This is a genomic window from Fructilactobacillus sp. X7R4C1, assembly GCF_059901115.1.
Map to the genome: position 1 here is coordinate 331598 of NZ_JBWXVD010000001.1, position 19179 is coordinate 350776.

A 19179-nucleotide genomic window follows, 5' to 3' on the forward strand; every position below is an offset into this window, starting at 1 on the left:
GATGGCAACTGGTACAAAAAAACGTGATTATGATGAGATTTTAGTGCTCGACTTTGGGAGTCAATACAACCAATTAATCACCCGTCGCATTCGTGACATGGGCGTTTATTCAGAACTAAAACCACACACCATCACTGCCAAAGAAATAAAAGCGATCGCACCTAAGGGCATCATCTTTTCTGGCGGTCCCAACAGTGTCAACGGCAAAGACGCTTTAGACGTCGACCCCGAGATTTTAAACATGGGCATTCCGATTCTGGGAATCTGTTACGGCATGCAACTATTGGCCCACGACCTAAAGGGTGGTCAGACCACCACCGCTGACGACAGTCAGTACGGTCCCGCTCAAATCAAGGTCACTAGTAATGATTCCGGTACTTTTAAGGGACTAGACCCCGATCAAACCGTTTTAATGAGTCACGGAGACTTTGTGACCAAAGTGCCAGACGGTTTCAAAGTCACTGCCACTAGTGAACAGTGTGCCATTTCTGCCATGGAAGACCCCGATAAAGACATCTACGCCGTCCAATTCCATCCGGAAGTTAACCTCACAAAACAGGGGAACCAAATGCTACACAACTTCGTCTTTGATATTGCCCACGCTAAGGATAACTGGTCAATGGACGACTTCATTGAAGATGCCATTACAAACATCAAGGAAGAAGTTGGCGACAAACGCGTCTTACTGGGTCTCTCTGGCGGAGTTGATTCCAGTGTGGTCGCCGTTCTCTTACACCGGGCAATTGGGGACCAACTGATCTCCGTCTTCGTTGACCACGGTCTGTTGCGAAAGAATGAAGCCCAACAGGTCTTACACACTTTGGGCGATGAATTTGGCTTAAACATTGACTTTGTCGATGCTAGTGACGAATTCTTATCCAAACTAAAAGGCGTCACCGATCCCGAAAAGAAACGTAAAATCATTGGGAAAGAATTCGTCGACACCTTCTCAAAGGAAGCCCGCAAATTCAAGGACGTTGATTTCTTGGCACAGGGTACTTTATACACTGATGTGATTGAATCCGGAACGGATACCGCCCAAACGATTAAGTCTCACCATAACGTTGGTGGACTACCTAAAGACCTCAAGTTCAAGTTAATTGAACCATTAAACAAACTCTTCAAGGATGAGGTCAGAGAAATCGGTGAAAAACTGGGAATGCCAGACGAGATGGTTTGGCGGCAACCTTTCCCCGGTCCCGGTCTTGCCATTCGCATTATCGGTGACGTGACTCCCGAACGATTAAAGAAGGTGCGTGATTCTGACGCCATTCTGCGTGACGAGTTCAAAAATGCCGGTCTGGACAAGAAAGTTTGGCAGTATTTCACTGCCCTTCCTGGCATTCGCACCGTTGGTGTCATGGGTGATGAACGAACCTATGACGAGGCCATCAACATTCGTGCCGTTAATTCCGTTGATGGGATGACCGCTGAATTTGCGGAAATTCCGTGGGACGTCTTGAGTAAAGTCTCATCACGAATCGTCGATGAAGTTCCCGGGATTAACCGCGTACTTTACGATATTACCGGGAAGCCACCGGCAACCATTGAGTATCAATAAACATAAGTTTTGAAATAAAATGCTCTATAACTAATAGATAATCTAGTGGTTATAGAGCATTTTTTGTGTTTGCCATTTAAAACAATTAAAAGCTTTAAAATTAGTCTCATTGCAGGGATAATAAAGGTGCAAGCAAATACATGTGGCATTTGGAGGTTTGATAATGAAAGATTCGGCGAATAAAACAACTGGCAATAATTTTTTAGATACACCTGCGGCACAAAATGCGAAAAAAGATGCTGCGACTCATAACGTAACCATAATTGGATCGTTAAGTGATTTTGATGCTTGGATAGATAAATTGAATACATCATTAAAGGAAAGACCCTTCACCTGAATAAACAACGTCAAGTGAAAGGTCTTTCCTTTAATTATAATAAGTTACGGTCTCAACACCGCATACGCCTTGCCGATGAAGTCTTCAATTGCTTGAGAATCTGGCAAAACAAATGAAACTTTCGGATAAAATGCAAAATTAGTCAAAATATCAAAATGCCATTCATAGACATCACTCGTCGTTCCATTAGTGGTCGTACTAGCACCACCGACCGCAAAGTTAATATTTTTAATTTGTAGTGGTATCGCTCCACCAACCGTGCCAGAGTTAGAAGTGGTCTGCGAACCAGTATGAACTCGTTCACGGCTGACTTCTTTAATGTTATCTTTGTTGTAGATTACTAGCAGGTCTTTATCCAATTCAAAATACATAAATCCCTTATCATAATAAATAATGGCTTGATTATCAGTTTTAAAGCTACGCCAAAAACTGTCATTCAATCCTAATTGATCCACTAAATTATTAATCAATTTATCCATATATTGATAGTAATAATCCAAATAAGTGTTTCTAGCATTAGCTAAATTTTTTCTAACCATGTTAGGAAAAAGCCCTTTTTTACGCATTAAAAAGGCTAGAATCCAGAACAGAATTCCTAAACCATCCGCCATCAAAAAGAAGAATCCTAAAACAATCATTATCCACTTAGCGATATTTAAAAGCACCAGGTAAGTGCCGTCTTGTGATTCAGTTTGAACATAATTCCTAGTAATTTCCTTGCCCTTTTCAGAATGCGCAAAATCTGGAAGTCCGGTAAATTCAAATAATTTATATTTGCCGGGTATTTCTATTTTATTGTTCATTTCTCTCTTCCTTAGTTGCCATTCCGTCCATAAACTACCGTATGATTGTTATTACTGGTCCAAACCACAATCATATCAGTGTCATTTGGTTTGCCGTTAGACGTGTAAGAAGTTGTGGTTCCCTTTGGAAAGAAACTGACCGACCAATTAATTGGTGTGTCTTCGTCTTGAAGTGAAGCAACTAACGAACCGTTATTTTCCTTATAAGTTAATGAATGTGACCCACTATTGTCGGTTAACGAATTAGCGTTCATCTTGATGTCACTGTTTGAAATTTCATCTTTAGTAACACTCAAGTTGTCCGTTCCACCAGGTTGAACAGTTGGTCCTTGCGTTCCCGAGCCACCCACATTATTTTCAATGTGACCGACTTCTTTCCACTGGCCGGCAATGCTACTGTAATCACCGGACTGTATCTGACTAAGGTTCATTGCCGCCACTTTAGGAGCTGCAGTCTTAGTATCAGACTTACTGGTCGTTACCTTTTTAGGAGCACTCTCTTGCTTGTGTTTAACCACACTAGAAGCACTCGACGATTCCTTTTTAGGACTGTCATTTTTAGAAGCGCCACATCCAGCAAGGGTTAGAACGCTCAGGGCGGCAATGCCCATTAACATAATTTTTTTAGTTTTCATCTTTGGTATACTCCACTCCCATCAACTTAAATGACTTTCTATCATGCGTGATTTGTCCAGCCGTTTTAGCTTTGTGTTTCCCATTTTCTTCGGTCAGCTTAATTTGGTTATCCTTAATTTCATAGGAACCTTTTTTACCGCCCATTTGGGTAAAGTAATTCCCTTTAAACGTAAAACTCGGCTTTATTTTGGCTGGTACACTTTTATCATCAGCGGAATACGTGCCACCAATATGGTTTCGATAGTTGGTATAAACTCCAATCCCAAGTAACAGCAGAACTAAAATCGACATCACAGTCCAAGTCAACCAACTGTGATGATTAGCTTGTTTTTTATCATTTTTCATCTTTGGTATATTTCATCCCCATCACATCTAACGACTTCCGATTATCAGATAACTTCCCCTCAACCGTACTGTTTTTTCCATTATTCTTTTCGGTCAACTCAATATTATTACCATCAATCTTATAAGTTCCCTTTTTGCCGTCATCTTCAGTAAAACCATTGCCCTTAAAGGTAACTCTACTTTTTACGTTCGTAATTAATAGATTAGTATTATGCGTATAAGTTCCACTAAGATGAGTTCGTTGATGATGGTAGATTCCAAATCCAACGCCAAATATCACGACGACCACAGCAACGATGGCAGCAATACTAACCCAACTAGCTTTAATCTCGTGCCCCGTTTTTTGACTCATTTTTTTAGAAACATTTTCAAAGGCATGATTCACTGACTGAGAAACATTCTGAAAGGTCTGTTCTCCCTTAGTTTGATTTCCCTGATTACTGGAATTGGTCGAACCCGTCAGTTTACGCCCACAGTTTGGACAAAAGTCAGGATCACCCTCAATGGGCTTGCCACAATACGGGCAAAAATGATTGTGATTTTCCATAATATTTTTAAACTCCTAATCAGTAAAAAGGGCTAACGTCAGTTAGTCTTTTTTAATTAAATTAATTACTATTTAGCTTCATATTCGAGTGTGAATTCGGCATGTACCTGTCCATCCGAGCTAGAAACCGAAACACCTTGCAATGTAAGACCAGTAATACGACTTAAGGTGTTTTGAATCAAAGAAGCATTACTATTTTCCCACATCAAATCAGCTAATTGTTGATCAGAAGTAATCATTGATAATGAACCATCGACACTACCGTGAATTGTTCCGTGAGTAGATTCAAAATCATTATCAACTTGTGGCTTACCAAATGAAGCTACCTTAGCTTGTAAAGCAGCTCTGACACCAGCTTCATCAGGAGTGAAAGCTGGTTTTGGTGTATTGCTTCCATTATTTGTTGAGCCACCGTTGTTAGATGGATTAGTAGGCGTAGTTGAACCACCATTGCCAGTACTTCCACTACCGTTGTTGTTAGCAGGTGGAGTCACTTGGCCGCCGTTGTTAGTGTTTCCACCGTTATTAGATGGATTGGATGGAGTTGTGCTTCCACCATTGCTGGTCGAACCACCATTACTTGTAGAACCTCCGTTTTGTGACGGTGTAGTTGAACCACCATTATTAGTTGATGGAACTGGAGTAGTGTTTCCGCCCTTTGATGGTGCTACCTGCCCACTGTTATTTGAGGGAGTAGTTTGATTGCCATTGCTGGTACTTCCGCCATTTTGTGATGGTGTTACTGAACCACCGTTGTAAGTTGGAGTGGTCGAAGTACTTTGACTTGTTCCGTTATTCTTTTGTGATTGAGTTGAAACTTGGGTGTTAGAGCCCGTCTTACCAGCCACTTTTTCACTAGCTGCTGTTACGTTACCAGTGGTCTTTTTAGTATTTGTAGCAGGAGTTTGAGCAGTTGCTGCTGAATTTTGGCCCTTAACTGCGGTTTGCTGATTGGCTCCAACAACTGGTTGAGCTTGGACGTTTCCAGCACCATTTTGGAGGTTGTTCCAACCGGCATAAATGCTTTCGCCAGGTTTACGGGAGTTCACTGGAATCACAATCTTTGACCCAGCGTAAATCAGGTTAGCATTTTGTAAATGGTTAGCGTCGGCAATGTCCTTTACAGTACTGTTGTACTCTTGAGCGTAACCAGATACCGTATCTCCCCATTGAATAGTAATAATCTTTTTGTTACTAACTTTTGACGAACTAACTTGGTTGTCAGTCGTGGTTGAAGCATTCGTTGAAGTGGTGTTAGCGGTCACAAATACTCCTAATGCCAATGAACTAAGTAATAATCCTTTAAGAACGTTCTTTTTATTAAATTCCATCATTAATCTTCCTTTCAAAACCAGTTTCTAAACAGCAAAGTAACTCTTGAATTAACGCAATTATTCAAATACAACAGGGAACTACGCCATCCCATTAACTTTTCATCATCTACCTTTACCTCAAAATTAGAATCGTTAATCAACATAAAACATCCCCCTTTTTGTATTTCCCACTCCGTTTTAGAAAAAATTACAAAAAGGCACGAGTGGCTTTATTAAAAATTAACAACTTGTTTTAATTTTTACAAACTTCATTTTTTTGAACAGAGTGTCTAAGTATTGCCATAATTGGCTTTTGGCCTTGAATGTTTGTCGCAAAAGTGATTATCATTTAGACAGAATGTATATTATTTAACAATAATATTCTTAACTAAATCTTAATATTTGAGGAGTCGGTATCGTGATTGCTTTAAACACAAAACACTTAATTGCACAATCTTTTCTAGAATTATCCGTCTCAGAGCCACTTTACAAAATCAGCGTAACTGATGTAATCCAAAAAGCCGATTTATCCAGAGGAACCTTTTATAATAACTTCGGAAGTATTGATGACATCTTGGTCTACATTGAATGTGAAGTGGATGATCCAATTATCAGTGGTTTAAAGGATATGAGCACCCCCCCCCCCAGCAACACTAATCAATCTCCCTTTGAGTTAATCGCCAACTACTTACTACCGGCGCTATACGACAAGCGAGAGATTCTTAAAATCCTCTATAATCCCAACCTTCGCGGACACTGGACGGAATTTTTAAAGAAACGTTACAAGGAATGGGCGATGAAGAACATTTTTAACAAGCAGTCTCAAACTGCCAAAAACATTTCCAGCGGTCTTTCATGTGAATTTTGCGTCAATATGTATCTCTCCATCATTGAAATTTGGATGACTCAGCCCATTCCAGAAGACCCAGAGCACTTTAAAGTGACCTTTCTTTTCTTTGTGAATACCCCGATAACTTTAATGATTTAAAAAGGTAAGTAACCTATGACTAAAAAAGAACCATTTCCACTAACATTGGAAATGATTCTTTTTTCACTGTACTAGTTACCCCCCTATTTTGATGTATACTTATCCTTGGATTTTATATCAAAATACATAACGGGGATGGTTATTATGAATATCAAGAAAATCGCTCTTTCACTTCTAGTCGGTACTACCATGTTTGCCGGTGGACTGTTTGTAACCCATCCAAGCATGGTTCACGCTGACTCAAATGTCGCGGCCGGTACAGCACAAGGTCAAGTTGTCGTCCAGTACGTCAATGCCTTAACTGGTCAACCAATTCGTGCCAGTAAAGTTATCTACGGTGCGCCTAACAGCATGCTTGACCTATCAAACGACGTTCCCAACATTCCTGGCTACGTTGCCGGAAGTAACCGAGCTGATAACGGTGGTAACACCTATCCAGCTGCTGGTCAGTCAATGACGGTCACCATTGCGTACCAACCACTCAATAAGCCACAACAGAGTGGAAATTATCAGGGTGGAAACGCAACGTCTCCTTCAAACGGCACGACCACAAACGGACAGAATAACGGTTCAAGTGGCGGAAACGCAGCAGTAGCTAAAAACGGTAATTCTCAAGCAAATAATAATCAAGGACAAACCGCTGGTAGTAACGAACCCAATCAAGAAAATAAAACCAAGCAACAAAATAAAGAACAAACGACTAAAAATCGCAATAATCAAAATAAAACCAAGAAAGACCAACAAAAGCAGAAGAACAAGCATCATAATGACAAGAACCAAAAGGCTAAAAGAGACAAGCGGAACCACAAATCAGCCAAAAAAGATCGCGCTGGATGGATGATCAGTGGTATTGTTGTCATTCTAATTGTCGGAATTGGAGCTTTTGTCTGGTATCGCGCAAGAAAAGCACATCATTTTAGACACTAAGTTAACTTAATCAATTGTAGGTGAAAAGACTGTCAAATAATGTTGTTTGACAGTCTTTTTAAGTCGGAATTAGTAAGCATTGAATTAGTAGGGAATTTTAATAATGGAAACAAATATGGCAAAAAATCGTTTTATCACTGGCTTCACCGGACTTAGAGCACTAGCAGTTATTTGTGTTATTCTCTACCATCTCAATCAAAATATCTTTAGTGGTGGCTACTTAGGAGTTCCTGTATTCTTGACCCTTTCAGGATACCTAGTTACCGACCATTTAATTAACGAATATGAATCAACTGGACATTTTCGGTATGGTCACTTCTGGTATAAAAGACTAAAACGTTTATATCCAACCCTGATTGTGATGTTATTTGCTACAGCAACTTATATCACATTATTTCAACGAAATTTACTGGCCAATTTGTGGCAAAGTGTCGTTACCAATTTAACGTACGTCTATAACTGGTATGAAATTGCTAACGGACAATCATACTTTCAAAATTTTGCTGGATCTGAATCACCCTTTACCCACTTGTGGACCCTTGCGATTGAAGGTCAATTCTACCTAATCTGGCCTTTAATTGTCGTTTTGTTGCTGTATCTTTTCAACAGAAACAAACACGGTTTTTTAAACAAGAAGAGCATTTTCTTTGTTGCCATTGGCTTATCCGTTTTATCAGCAATCCTTATGGCAGTCCTATTTAAGCCTGGGACTGATCCAAGCCGAGTTTACTACGGGACCGACACCCGGATGTTCTCAATTTTATTGGGAGCTGCCTTAGCAATTGTGTGGCCCAGTAATCGAATCGTTAGAAAATCCGATCAAGGCCAAAGGACCTTCTTTGACGTCGTTGGACTAATCGGTGTCATTGGAATGGTATGGTTGATATTTACGGTAGGAGCTCAATCCACATTTTTATATCATGGTGGAATGGTACTGTTCTCACTATTTACCGTTCTGATTATGTGGGCCATTCTCTCAAACATTAGTCATTGGAACTGGCTGATGACCAATCCCGTTTTTGATTGGATTGGTTCCAGAAGTTATGAAATTTATGTCTATCAGCTACCTGTCTTTATCTTTTTCGAGGATAAATTCAAAAATGTTGCCAATCATCAGTTGTTATATGCCGTTATTGAAATTCTATTGATTATTGGTATTTCCGAGATATCGTATCGCTTTGTTGAAGTTCCATTTGGCAAATATGACTACAAAATCCTTTTTAGTAAACTAATTGAATTCATGAGTCACACTAAAATACGTGAAATCATTCTCAGTGTACTTGTAATAATCGGTGGAATTGGTATTCTTCAATCCACTACCATTAATCCTAAACAGGCTAATCACACTTAGCTTGCCAATAAAATTCAAAAGAACGCCAAAACCGAAAAAGAAAATAACAAAAATCTCGCTAAAGAAATCAAGAGTGGTAAAAAGGTTAAACGATCTACCAAAGACCAAAGCCAATTAGAAAAAAATGGCTTAACTGCCGCACAGGTAAAAGAAGCTCAAAATCTGTCCGGAACAGCAGTGGGTGACTCAGTTATGTTAGCTGGTCATGATGATTTACAGAAGATTTTCCCGCGTTTCTACATTGATGCCCAAGTTTCACGCCAACCAGCCGCTGCTGTCCCTGATATTAAAAGTTTATCCAATCAAGGACTACTAGGCAAAAACGTTGTCATTGGACTGGGGACAAACGGTAACATTTCACCGGAAACGATGAAACAAATTATGGAGATTGCTGGTCCTAAGCGTCACGTTTTCTGGATTAACGTCCACATTCCAACTGAAACTTGGCAAAATTCCGTGAATGCCATGCTGAAAGACTCGCAAAAGAAGTATAAAAACTTGTACATCATTGATTGGAATGATTATATCAATAAGCATCCGAACTGGTTATATTCCGATCAAGCCCATCCAAATAATCAAGGAGCCCCAAAATACGCAACTTTTGTGGCTCAAAATGTTTTAAAGAACGCTATAAAATAAATATAACTAAAAAAGGAACTCCCAAATCTTTCGACTTGGGAGTCCTTTTTGGATACCTAACGTTAGAGTGTCTTACATATAATGTGACTTATTAGTTTTCGACTTATTTCGTTAGATACCACTATTCAGTAGAACTACGTAATCGTGACTTAATTTGCTTCTGACTACTTTCGTTTCTTCTTTTGCATACCAGCACCATTGACTAACCTGTCAATTCGCTCAAATGTCTCGCAGATTCCACCTGTTACTGGGAGTGTTATTGGCCGTGAAACCTGCTTAAGCAATGCATTTCCCACCACCCCGCGCAAACCGAAAAAACTCCAACAATCGCTACCAAACTAATCAGTGACAGCAATCCTGCTATTAAAACAATCAGGCCATAAATGCCCAATTGTCGGTGATTGATACACATCTTCCACAAATATTAATTCCGAAATGGCCCACCCGAAAATTAACTCATTTGATATTAAAGAAACCGCCAGGATCTTTTTATCATTATGTGTTTAGTATTTATTTATGTTTATATCCCTCAATACTTGTGGCCTGACATCTATACATACGACAATCTAAGCTGTTGTTATTAGTTATTTTTGATTAATATGAAAATCTTTTCTCACATTCAAAACTCCCGCAAACGAAACTTGATTTATCTTTAATTATAAAGATGAAACCACCTTCTCAATCTTTAATTCCACAAGTTATTTCATAAATAACGGCCTTTTATGGCGTAAAAATCTGATTGATTAAGTGGTTAAGCGTTTGCGCAAATTGTTTAAATTAAGTTGATCAATTACAGCTAAAGTCACTCAAACTTCTTGACCCTTCCACAAGCGATACACGTTATTCAAACTGTAAACAATTCCACTAATCTTTAAGAACGGTTAAAAATAATGGTCCCGTTGCCCGTCATACCAGCCCTTCAATTGATTTCATGTTTATTTTTTAAAATAAACATGTTTCTCATTAATCCTCATACAGGCATGCTCGGTTAACCGTTTTCTCAATTTTATAACAACAATAACCTTAATTTCAATCTTAATTGAGATTGTTTTGCTTTTTATAATTTTATTAGATATGATAATTCCATGCAGTTAGCAGTTATGAAATAAAATTTGAGGAAATGAGAAATGAACAAAAAACGAGTCACCATTAGAGAAGTTGCCAAACACGCCAAAGTTTCAACGGCCACCGTGTCACGGTTCTTAAACAACCATCTTAACTCGATGTCCAAGAACACGGCGAATCGCATTAAACGATCAATCAAACACCTCGGGTACGTTCCTAACTCAATGGCGCGTGGCTTAAGCCGCCAAAATGACAGTGGGAGCATCATTGCGGTAGGAGTGTCAGACATCGAGGATCCCTTTTCAATCAGGATGTTTGAAGGAATCCAGGACCAACTGTCCATTTACAAGTACATCCCCTTGCTGATTAATTCCGCCAGTAAGTACAAAAACGAACGCGACCTCTTTCTAGCCTTAGATACTAGCCTCATCAGGGGCGCCATCATTCATCCGGTCAACAGTCACATCAAGGACATTGCCGAACTTTTAAAACCGCGTTTCCCCGTTATTTTGACCGATAAATCCATTAACGATGGCTTTTTTTATAACATCGTCATTAACAACTTTGCGATTTCTCAGAAAGCCGCCGCCTATTTTAAAAACAACCTGGGGCTTTCCAAGTTAATCTTGGTTACTAACGCTGAAAGCGAGATGAAGGTCGTCAGAGAGCGTGTTGCTGGGATTAAATACGTCTACCCCGAACCTGATATTACAATCGTCAAGCCCGGTTATTCCAAAACGTCACTTCATCGTGCCTATCATGAAATCGTCCGCCAATTAAAAAAGCAACCCAACAGTTTGATTTTCTGCCTAACGGAAAAGTGGTTGTTAAGCTTTTTGCCCCGGTTGTTGCGTAACAACATTATTGACCGCGACAAGATTCCAAACATCACTGGTTTTGTGAGTTCCAACATCGTCAACCTAATCCAGCCAAAAACGAAGTGTATCAGGACAGACGCGTACACCATGGGAAAATACGCCGCGCAACTCATGTACGACATCTTAAACAAAAAAGTGGACCCAAGTAAAAAACGCTACATGGTCCACGCCAAATTTGAATAATATCTGTAACCGACTAAGTCCACGCTTAGCCGGTTTTTGTCTAATAAATAAAAAGTGCCACTTCTGAGAAGCAGCATTTTTTGGAGTTTGAAGCTATGTGTGCTCCAGAAGTAGGAAGCATTGTGAAAGTATCTTTTTTGGAGCGACTAAAGAATAACATGGCAAAATACCTTACCAGATGTCGTTTAAACCCCACTCAAAGTAATAATGAAAGATTTACTGCCAAAACGCCACCCATCACGTTTAGTTAATCGTTTACGAAACTTATCTTAAGCCTAATTGAGGTTCAAAAAAATTTAGGCCAGCGCCAAACTCACCCGCGCCAATTACTTCAGCTATCATAACTCTTGTTTAATGATTATTTCAAAATCACAATTAGTCTCTTTTTATTATTTTGGTGATATACTCCTCTCATCGACTAGTTAAGAAACATTTTTATCGGACTCCCTAACTAATATAGATACTTTTTAAACCTCGATAACTCACAAGCGTCAGGCATCCACAAACTACTATACTGTCAACTTGACTAGCCGAATCTTCCTAATTGCTCTGACTTCTTCAGCGAAGCCAGGGTTTTTTCTTTTGGATTCTTGGTAATACTTAGATTATTCTATTTAAGGGAGGGAAATAGATGATAAATTGGTTTGATTTATTCTTTATGATTGGTACTTTGTTGTTAACAGTACTTCTAATTTTACTAGTTATCTTAGTACTGTACTTGTGTATCCGCTTAGGAATAAAACTAAATAGGTTCTTAAAAAGAGAAGAAGATAATCATGAAAAAAGGCATTAAATTATTAGTCATTAATGCTATGTCATTAGCTTCTGAATCAACTAAATCAAAACTAGCAAATTATTTATAAATATAATTTGCTAGTTTTTTTGTTTATTTAAAATACTCTTCAGCGAACGCCCTGGTCTTATTAACGTAGACCTGTCCCTCTTTGTTCAAAGAATCAGCGTGTGTCGCGTGGTTCACAATCCACAATTTCTTAGGACCGTGGTCGTTTTTATAATTGATATAGGCATCCTTTACGGGAACAAACTTGTCGGCATTGCCATGAATGATAAATAGCGGAATCCGGTTGTGTGCCAGGGTCTGCTTCGTGTCGGCATCGTAGAAGTCGTACTTGGCAAAAATATCACCGTAGATGCGGGCAATAGGTAAGATTGGGAAGGTCGGCAAATGAAACAACGTTCCCAGTTCATATTTCAACTCGTCATAAATACTGTTATAACCACAGTCGGTAATCGCAAAGTCAACGTTGTGCGGGACCTTTGGCAAGGTAAAGAGAACGGCAGCCGCTCCCATACTGATCCCAAACATGCCAAGTCGTCCATTCGGTATTTTCTGGTTAATCATGTTTATCCAGGTCACAATGTCAGACCGATCTTTCCATCCATAACCAGCGTACTCACCCTGACTGCGCCCAAATGATTCGTCGTCTGGTGCTAGCACATTATAACCATCGTCATGAAACATTCTAATGTAGTTATTCATCTTGTGCCCGGTACTTCCGTAACCGTGGATTACGATCACGGTCTTATTCGTCGCTTGCTTAGCTGGTAAGTAGTAAGCCGTGAGTTTTAGGCCACCCTTGTTCGTTTGGTGCCAAATCTGGGGCTTTTGTTCTTTAATCCAAGTGGTGTTAACCTTTTCGCCGACCTGCGTGCTGTATCCACCCCGCTTAAACGCGAAGTTAAACAGGAAGTAGGTTCCCACAAAGATTAAAATAATCACGGTAATTACGATGGCAATTGTAACTTTGTGCCAGCGCTTCAGCTTTCTTTTTTTCATAATTTTGCTCCTTTTTGCAACACTTGCCATTATACGGGCAGAGCGATTCAAATCATGATTAATTTTTAAGCGTCGCGTGGTACCGGTAACTAGCCAGCTTCAGACGAGTTACAGATTAATTTGAATGTCATTATATTAATCACAAATCGTTTTAGTTTGCTTCAAGCTAACTTTCAACTAAAATGTAAGATATAACTAACTAATAATAAGTAGGGAGTAATTAAATTGAAAACAAGTCCAATAACTAAAATGCTTGGAATTAAGTATCCAATCATTCAGGCGTCACTCAACTGGCTAACTGACGCTAAGTTTGTCGCCGCGGTCTCAAATGCTGGTGGTCTCGGGACGTTTGGCCCAAACGCTGGCAAGACTAGTCCCACTCAAGATGCCACGGAAACGTTAAAAAAGCAGATTAAAGAGGCCAAACAGCTCACCGACAAACCCTTTGCTGTCAACATGATTGTCGGAAGTGAAGATGAGTTTGATTACCCAGATAAGACCTTTAGAGCTGCTTTTGACGCTGGGGTTAACATCTTCATCATTTCTGGTGTCATCAATCCAAAACTTTTTAAAGAAATCAAGGAATCCGGTAGTACCCTAATCTTTCGCGAACTCAATCCGTCCGTTAAGGGCGCTCAAAGAGCTGAAGAATTAGGCGTCGACATCCTGATTGCCACTGGTTACGATGAAGGTGGCATCATTCCAACGACCGGCCTTGGGACGTTTACCACCATTCCACGCATTGTGGATGCCGTCTCCATTCCAGTCGTTGGCGCTGGTGGTATCACGGACGTTCGTGGTGTGCGCGCTGCCTTTGCACTGGGTGCTCAGGGAGTTTACGTAGGAACCCGTCTAATCGTGACTGACGAAAACCGGACTTCAGACGCTGCTAAAGAAAAAATCATCAACTCCACGGTTGATGACGTGGTCCTAGTATCTCCTAACCAACGTTCAATCAAGAATCCGCTAGCTGATAAGTGGGCCAAGGAGTTTCAAAATGGCGTCAAAGACACCTACGAACAAACCCGCAAGGCCGGTGGCGTTCGTCCTGCAATGCTTGACGGTAAACTTGATGACGGTGTCATTTCAATTGACGTTGGTATTGATAACATTCACGACGTCAAGAGGGTCCAGGAAGTAGTGGACGAAATGATGCAGGATTTTGAAAAATAAATCTTAATAAAAAGCTTCAAGTGGCGTGTCTTTCAGCCATTTGAAGCTTTTTTATTCTACTTTGCTAATTCTTAATGTGATAAGATGTTTCCTATGTGATAAATTACATAAATTCTTACAAAGGAACGTTCAATTTGAAAATCATTAAGAAAATTCTCAACCTTTTTAATACCAGAATGGGCTTCTTTCTCCTGTTAGTGATCCTGTTCTGGTTCAAGACCCTCTACGCTTACTACCACGTCTTTTACCTCATCCCAGCGAGTCGCATGCAGCACATCATTTTACTAATCAATCCCCTAGCCGCAACCATCATCACGCTGAGTCTGGCGTTGTATTTCAAGCCCGCGAAGCTCTTTTACCCCTTTATCATCTTCATTGACTTCTTAAACACCGTCTTACTGTACATAAACATCGTCTACTTCCGGGGATTTCTGGGCTTTATGACCGCGGACACCATGACGACCGGTCATTCCAATTTAAATGGTGGTTTAATTACCAGTGCGACCGCCCTCATCAACAAATGGGACGCTCTCTACTGGCTTGATTTAATCGTGATTATCCTCTTACTAGTATTTCGCGTTATTAAAATCGACAAAAAGCCTTTGAAGCTTAGGTTTAGCTTACTAACCACCCTGGTTGGCGTTCTCTTTTTGTTTCTCAACCTTTTTCTTACCCACATCGATAATCCCAACCTGTTCGCACAGTCAAGTACGCAAAGCAAGCAGAATGACATTGTGAAATACATCGGAATCGACAACTACACCGTCTACGACTGGACCAAGTCCATTCAGACCAACATCGCGCGTTCGACCGCTAAGAAATCAGATCTAAATGACATTTTAGGCTTTACGAAAAAACACTATGCTACCCCTAACCCAGAAATGTACGGGAAAGCTCGCGGTAAAAACGTGATTGTCATTCACCTAGAAAGTTTTCAACAGTTCTTGATCGACAAAAAGGTTAATGGCAAGGAGGTAACGCCTTTTCTGAATAAAATTTACCATAGTCAGTCAACTGACTCATTTGATAACTTCTATCACCAAGTGGGACAAGGACGAACGGCCGATGCCGAAAACATGCTTGAAACCAGCACATACGGTCTGCCGGAGGGGTCCTTGTTCTCTCAGTACGGAAACGACAATACCTTTCAGGCGGCTCCCGCCATTTTGAAGCAACAGCAAAACTACACGTCCGCTGTTTTCCACGGTAACGACGCTAATTTCTACAACCGTAACAACACCTACAAACGGCTCGGCTTCCAATATTTCTTTAGTTCCAAGGACTATAACATGAAGGGCGATCGAACCGAAGGCATGGGCTTAAAGGACAAGTATCTGTTTCAAGATTCCGATAAGTACTTAGAGAACCTTCAACAACCCTTTTACGTCAAGTACTTGACGGTCACTAATCATTTGCCATACGTTCTAGACCAAAAAGACCAGAAGCAGATGCACTTTAAGACCACCAGTACTGACAATCCGGAGGTCAATAACTACTTTGTCACCGCTCACTACCTTGACCAGTCCGTCAAAGAATTTTATGACTATCTCCATCAGACGGGACTCGACAAAAACTCAATGATCATCATCTACGGTGACCACTATGGCTTAATGGACCAGGATGAACGTAGTCTGGCACCGCTTTTAGGCGTCAAACCAAACGATTGGAACGCTTTTGACCACAGCCAAATCCAAAAAGTTCCGTTTATGATCAACATGCCAGGAACCACCGGTGGGAAAATCCACCACACGTACGGCGGTGAGATCGACGTGTTACCAACGGTTCTCCATCTTCTCGGAATTAATTCCAAACCATACGTTCAGTTTGGAACCGACCTCTTCTCCAAGCAACACGACCAGGTGGTTGCCTTTAGAAACCGTGACTGGGTCTCACCACAGTTCACCTCCACGAACGGCACGGTTTACGATAATCAGACCAAACGTCAGCTTCATCCAGATCAGAAGCAGCAAAACCAAATCAATCAGAATCAGCACCAGGTCAACCACGAACTGGAACTGTCGGACAAGTTGAATAAAGAAAATCTTCTTCGTTTCTATCATCCCAAGGGCTTTAAGCCGGTTAATCCAAAAGATTACCACTACAATCATGAATTGAAGCGCGAAAAAAGCCTCGAAAAGCAGTTGGGCCAAAAGTCAACGAGTTTAGCTTCCCTGGACAAATAAAAATAGCATTTAACTCACATGAGTTAGGTGCTATTTTAGTCTTTTATTTATTTAATACCTGTGAAATGGCCGTTGCCATCCGTTTGATTCCTTCATCGATCTCACCGTCATCCATGTTGGAAAAGTTTAAGCGGAAGGTTCCTGGTTTTACCTTACCCGCGTAAAAGGAGGACCCAGGAACAAACACCACGTTGTTTTTTAAACAAGTCTGATACAGTTCCTCCGTGTTCACTCCGGGAACTTCAACCCAGATGAACATCCCACCTTCAGGATGACTGTGGCGCACGTTCTTTGGGAAGTACTTATCAATGCGGTCCATCATCAGATTAGCCCGATGCTCGTAGGTATCGGTAATCTTCTTGATGTGGTCGTTAATATCCACGTCATCTAAGTACTGGGACACGATGTACTGGGTTAAGTTATCCGTATGTAAATCGGCATTTTGTTTAAACAAGATGAACTTGTCCATAAAGTTTAACGGTGCATCGATCCACCCCAAACGGAGTCCTGGTGCTAAAATCTTGGAAAAAGAGCTCAGATAGATTACCCCACCGTCATGGTCAAAGTGCTTGAGTGGCGGTAAGTATTTGCCAGCGTAACGAATGGCACCGTATGGGTCGTCTTCCAGAATTGGAATCCCAGCCTCTTTACCAATCTGAACTAACTTCTTCCGCCGCTCTTCCGTCATGGTCCGTCCGGTTGGATTCTGAAAGTTAGGAATCGTGTAGATAAATTTGGCCTGCGGATACTTTTTGATTAACTGTTCTAAGGCATCTGTCTCCATCCCGTCCTCGTCCATGGGAATGCCAACGATTCTGGCACCATAGGACTTAAAAACGTCGATGGCTGAGAGGTAGGTTGGATCCTCGGTCAAAACCACATCACCAGGATTAATCAACATCCTGGAAACAATGTCAATGGCCTGTTCCGACCCCGTCACGATCCCAACGTTAGCAATCGTTGTGTCAACGTGACGTTCTTTCATAATGGCCACAATCTGCTGTCTTAGTTTTTCGTAACCAAGCGACTGCGAGTACTGCAGAACCGTTTGCCCATACTGTTCAAAAACCTGGTTTGCGGCCTTTTGGATCTCTGAAACCGGGAATAACTCCGGAGCTGGCATTCCACCACCTAATGAAATCACCTTGGGATCGGAAGCCGCCTTAAAAAGATCTGAAGTTACCGTACTAACATGAGCTGGCACACCGCTTGCGTATCTAAATTCCATTTTAATCGCCTCACCGTACTAAACATTTGGTAGTTATTATTTAAAAGTTCACTGTAATTAAAGCATTACACTATTAGTATAGTACATTCAGCTTAAATGCGTCGCTATCACGTATCTAAATGACCTAATGCGTGCGGTGTCTCAAACTTTAGATTCGTTGCGATTTTTCACCCAATCATTTTCGTCATGGCCTACGCCGTTAATGACAATTCCATTGGTAATGACTCGTTCCAGCCGAAATCCAGCACGTTCAGTAACGTGATTACTCCGCTTATTATCAACGGCTACTTTAATGTGGATCTGAGTCAACTGATAATCACGAAAACCTAAGCCAATCATGAAGTCAAGCGCCCGGTAAACGATCCCCTTCTCGGTAAACTGGTTACCCAGCCAATAGCCAATCTCCGTGCTTTTTTGGTCATGATCAAACGAATTAAAACTGATCATCCCGACAATTTGATCCTGATAAATAATTAATAAGTTAACTGACTTTCCTAACCGATAATGGGTTAAAGTTTGGTGTAAAAATTGCTGCTCCTGGGCAACTGATTGCATCGCAACCGCCCATGGCAACCACTTTGAAAGGATTGCGCGTGACCCCTTTACTAACTGATAGACCAATTTTGCGTCTTCTGGATGGTCAGGAAGACGCAACTCAATCTCTTTATCAACCCGGTAGGTTCTCATTTCATCACTTCCCTACTTTCCGGCCTTTGAAATTGAGCCGTTTAAATCGTCGTATTCATTCTGACTCAGTTGGCCGGTCTGCCTGGCGACTCGCAAGCGGTCCACTTCTTTTCCGTGGTCAACGTTTGTGAGGTAATTACTTTCACCACGAATCGTATGGTCGTATTTGGCAGCCGTCAGCTTTCGTTTTAAAATGGACTGCGTAAAATCGTAGACACGGCCATCCACAATGTTTTGGTAGTTAAACTTTTGCTTTTTAATCTGAAACTTCAGGGCACCGTTGGAAATGCCACTTACAAACGTCATCCTTTTAACCATGGCTTGAGGATAACGGTTGTCTGAGAAGGTACCAGCTGCGTTCCTAAAAATCATCAGTTCATTCCCAGTGGTGACCAGGACGGTCGTCTCGGAATCTTCCTGATTAACCACTAAACCTCCAACCTTTTCCTTTACCAAACGGTCCGTTATATATTGGTCAAACTCTGAACCAATCACCGCTTTTAATCCATGAAACTGATTTAAACCAATCCGCATTTG

The 19179-nt window shown here is 40.9% G+C and carries 16 protein-coding genes and 1 pseudogene; 8 read left to right on the forward strand and 9 right to left on the reverse strand.

The annotated features are described in order from the left end of the window. Position 1: 1 nt before the first annotated feature. Positions 2-1561 carry a glutamine-hydrolyzing GMP synthase gene (guaA, locus tag AC6UC9_RS01765; protein WP_500700955.1) on the forward strand — a complete coding sequence of 520 codons (1560 nt, stop codon included), beginning with the start codon at positions 2-4 and terminating at the stop codon, positions 1559-1561. A gap of 163 nt (positions 1562-1724) precedes the next feature. Further along, on the forward strand, positions 1725-1898 hold the full coding sequence (locus tag AC6UC9_RS01770) for a hypothetical protein (protein WP_500700956.1): 174 nt from the start codon (positions 1725-1727) through the stop codon (positions 1896-1898). A gap of 44 nt (positions 1899-1942) precedes the next feature. Here the strand turns inward: AC6UC9_RS01770 and AC6UC9_RS01775 are convergent, their stop codons facing one another. The 5 genes from AC6UC9_RS01775 to AC6UC9_RS01795 form a co-directional block, all read right to left on the reverse strand. Further along, positions 1943-2701, reverse strand: coding sequence for a hypothetical protein (locus tag AC6UC9_RS01775; protein ID WP_500700957.1), 759 nt, complete (start codon positions 2699-2701; stop codon positions 1943-1945). An 11-nt stretch (positions 2702-2712) separates the two neighbouring features. Next, a complete protein-coding gene (locus AC6UC9_RS01780; protein ID WP_500700958.1) occupies positions 2713-3336 on the reverse strand; it encodes a hypothetical protein in 624 nt (207 codons plus the stop codon). Further along, entirely contained in the window at positions 3326-3682 is a 357-nt protein-coding gene (locus AC6UC9_RS01785) for a hypothetical protein (protein ID WP_500700959.1), read from the reverse strand. The genes AC6UC9_RS01780 and AC6UC9_RS01785 overlap by 11 nt, the downstream gene beginning before the upstream one ends. Then, complete coding sequence (locus AC6UC9_RS01790) at positions 3672-4229, reverse strand: hypothetical protein (protein ID WP_500700960.1); 558 nt, start codon at positions 4227-4229, stop codon at positions 3672-3674. Before AC6UC9_RS01790 ends, AC6UC9_RS01785 begins: the two co-directional genes overlap by 11 nt. A gap of 68 nt (positions 4230-4297) precedes the next feature. After that, entirely contained in the window at positions 4298-5563 is a 1266-nt protein-coding gene (locus AC6UC9_RS01795; RefSeq protein WP_500700961.1) for a LysM peptidoglycan-binding domain-containing protein, read from the reverse strand. Positions 5564-5960: 397 nt separating this feature from the next. Here AC6UC9_RS01795 and AC6UC9_RS01800 point away from each other — a divergent pair, with 397 nt between their 5' ends. The 4 genes and pseudogenes from AC6UC9_RS01800 to AC6UC9_RS01815 all read left to right on the forward strand — a co-directional run bounded on the left by AC6UC9_RS01800 (position 5961) and on the right by AC6UC9_RS01815 (position 11573). After that, entirely contained in the window at positions 5961-6530 is a 570-nt protein-coding gene (locus AC6UC9_RS01800) for a TetR/AcrR family transcriptional regulator (protein ID WP_500700962.1), read from the forward strand. A 144-nt stretch (positions 6531-6674) separates the two neighbouring features. Next, complete coding sequence (locus AC6UC9_RS01805; RefSeq protein WP_500700963.1) at positions 6675-7457, forward strand: hypothetical protein; 783 nt, start codon at positions 6675-6677, stop codon at positions 7455-7457. Positions 7458-7560: 103 nt separating this feature from the next. Further along, a pseudogene (locus tag AC6UC9_RS01810) lies at positions 7561-9447 on the forward strand (acyltransferase family protein). Between the two features lie 1127 nt (positions 9448-10574). Further along, entirely contained in the window at positions 10575-11573 is a 999-nt protein-coding gene (locus AC6UC9_RS01815; RefSeq protein ID WP_500693285.1) for a LacI family DNA-binding transcriptional regulator, read from the forward strand. Positions 11574-12459: 886 nt separating this feature from the next. Here AC6UC9_RS01815 and AC6UC9_RS01820 read toward each other — a convergent pair. Further along, entirely contained in the window at positions 12460-13371 is a 912-nt protein-coding gene (locus AC6UC9_RS01820; RefSeq protein ID WP_500700964.1) for an alpha/beta hydrolase, read from the reverse strand. A 225-nt stretch (positions 13372-13596) separates the two neighbouring features. On the opposite strand from AC6UC9_RS01820, the gene AC6UC9_RS01825 reads away from it, so the two are divergent. Both AC6UC9_RS01825 and AC6UC9_RS01830 read left to right on the forward strand, forming a co-directional pair. Then, on the forward strand, positions 13597-14544 hold the full coding sequence (locus tag AC6UC9_RS01825; protein WP_500700965.1) for an NAD(P)H-dependent flavin oxidoreductase: 948 nt from the start codon (positions 13597-13599) through the stop codon (positions 14542-14544). A 134-nt stretch (positions 14545-14678) separates the two neighbouring features. After that, on the forward strand, positions 14679-16727 hold the full coding sequence (locus AC6UC9_RS01830; RefSeq protein WP_500700966.1) for an LTA synthase family protein: 2049 nt from the start codon (positions 14679-14681) through the stop codon (positions 16725-16727). A gap of 43 nt (positions 16728-16770) precedes the next feature. Here the strand turns inward: AC6UC9_RS01830 and AC6UC9_RS01835 are convergent, their stop codons facing one another. The 3 genes from AC6UC9_RS01835 to hdcB form a co-directional block, all read right to left on the reverse strand. Next, the gene (locus tag AC6UC9_RS01835; RefSeq protein ID WP_500700967.1) at positions 16771-17955 is read right to left on the reverse strand and encodes an aminotransferase-like domain-containing protein; all 1185 of its coding nucleotides are present in this window, start codon (positions 17953-17955) and stop codon (positions 16771-16773) included. 141 nt (positions 17956-18096) lie between these two features. Continuing rightward, on the reverse strand, positions 18097-18642 hold the full coding sequence (locus tag AC6UC9_RS01840) for a GNAT family N-acetyltransferase (protein ID WP_500700968.1): 546 nt from the start codon (positions 18640-18642) through the stop codon (positions 18097-18099). A 12-nt stretch (positions 18643-18654) separates the two neighbouring features. Then, positions 18655-19176 (reverse strand): histidine decarboxylase maturation protein HdcB, encoded by a 522-nt coding sequence (hdcB, locus tag AC6UC9_RS01845; RefSeq protein ID WP_500700969.1) that lies wholly within the window; start codon positions 19174-19176, stop codon positions 18655-18657. Positions 19177-19179 lie beyond the last annotated feature (3 nt).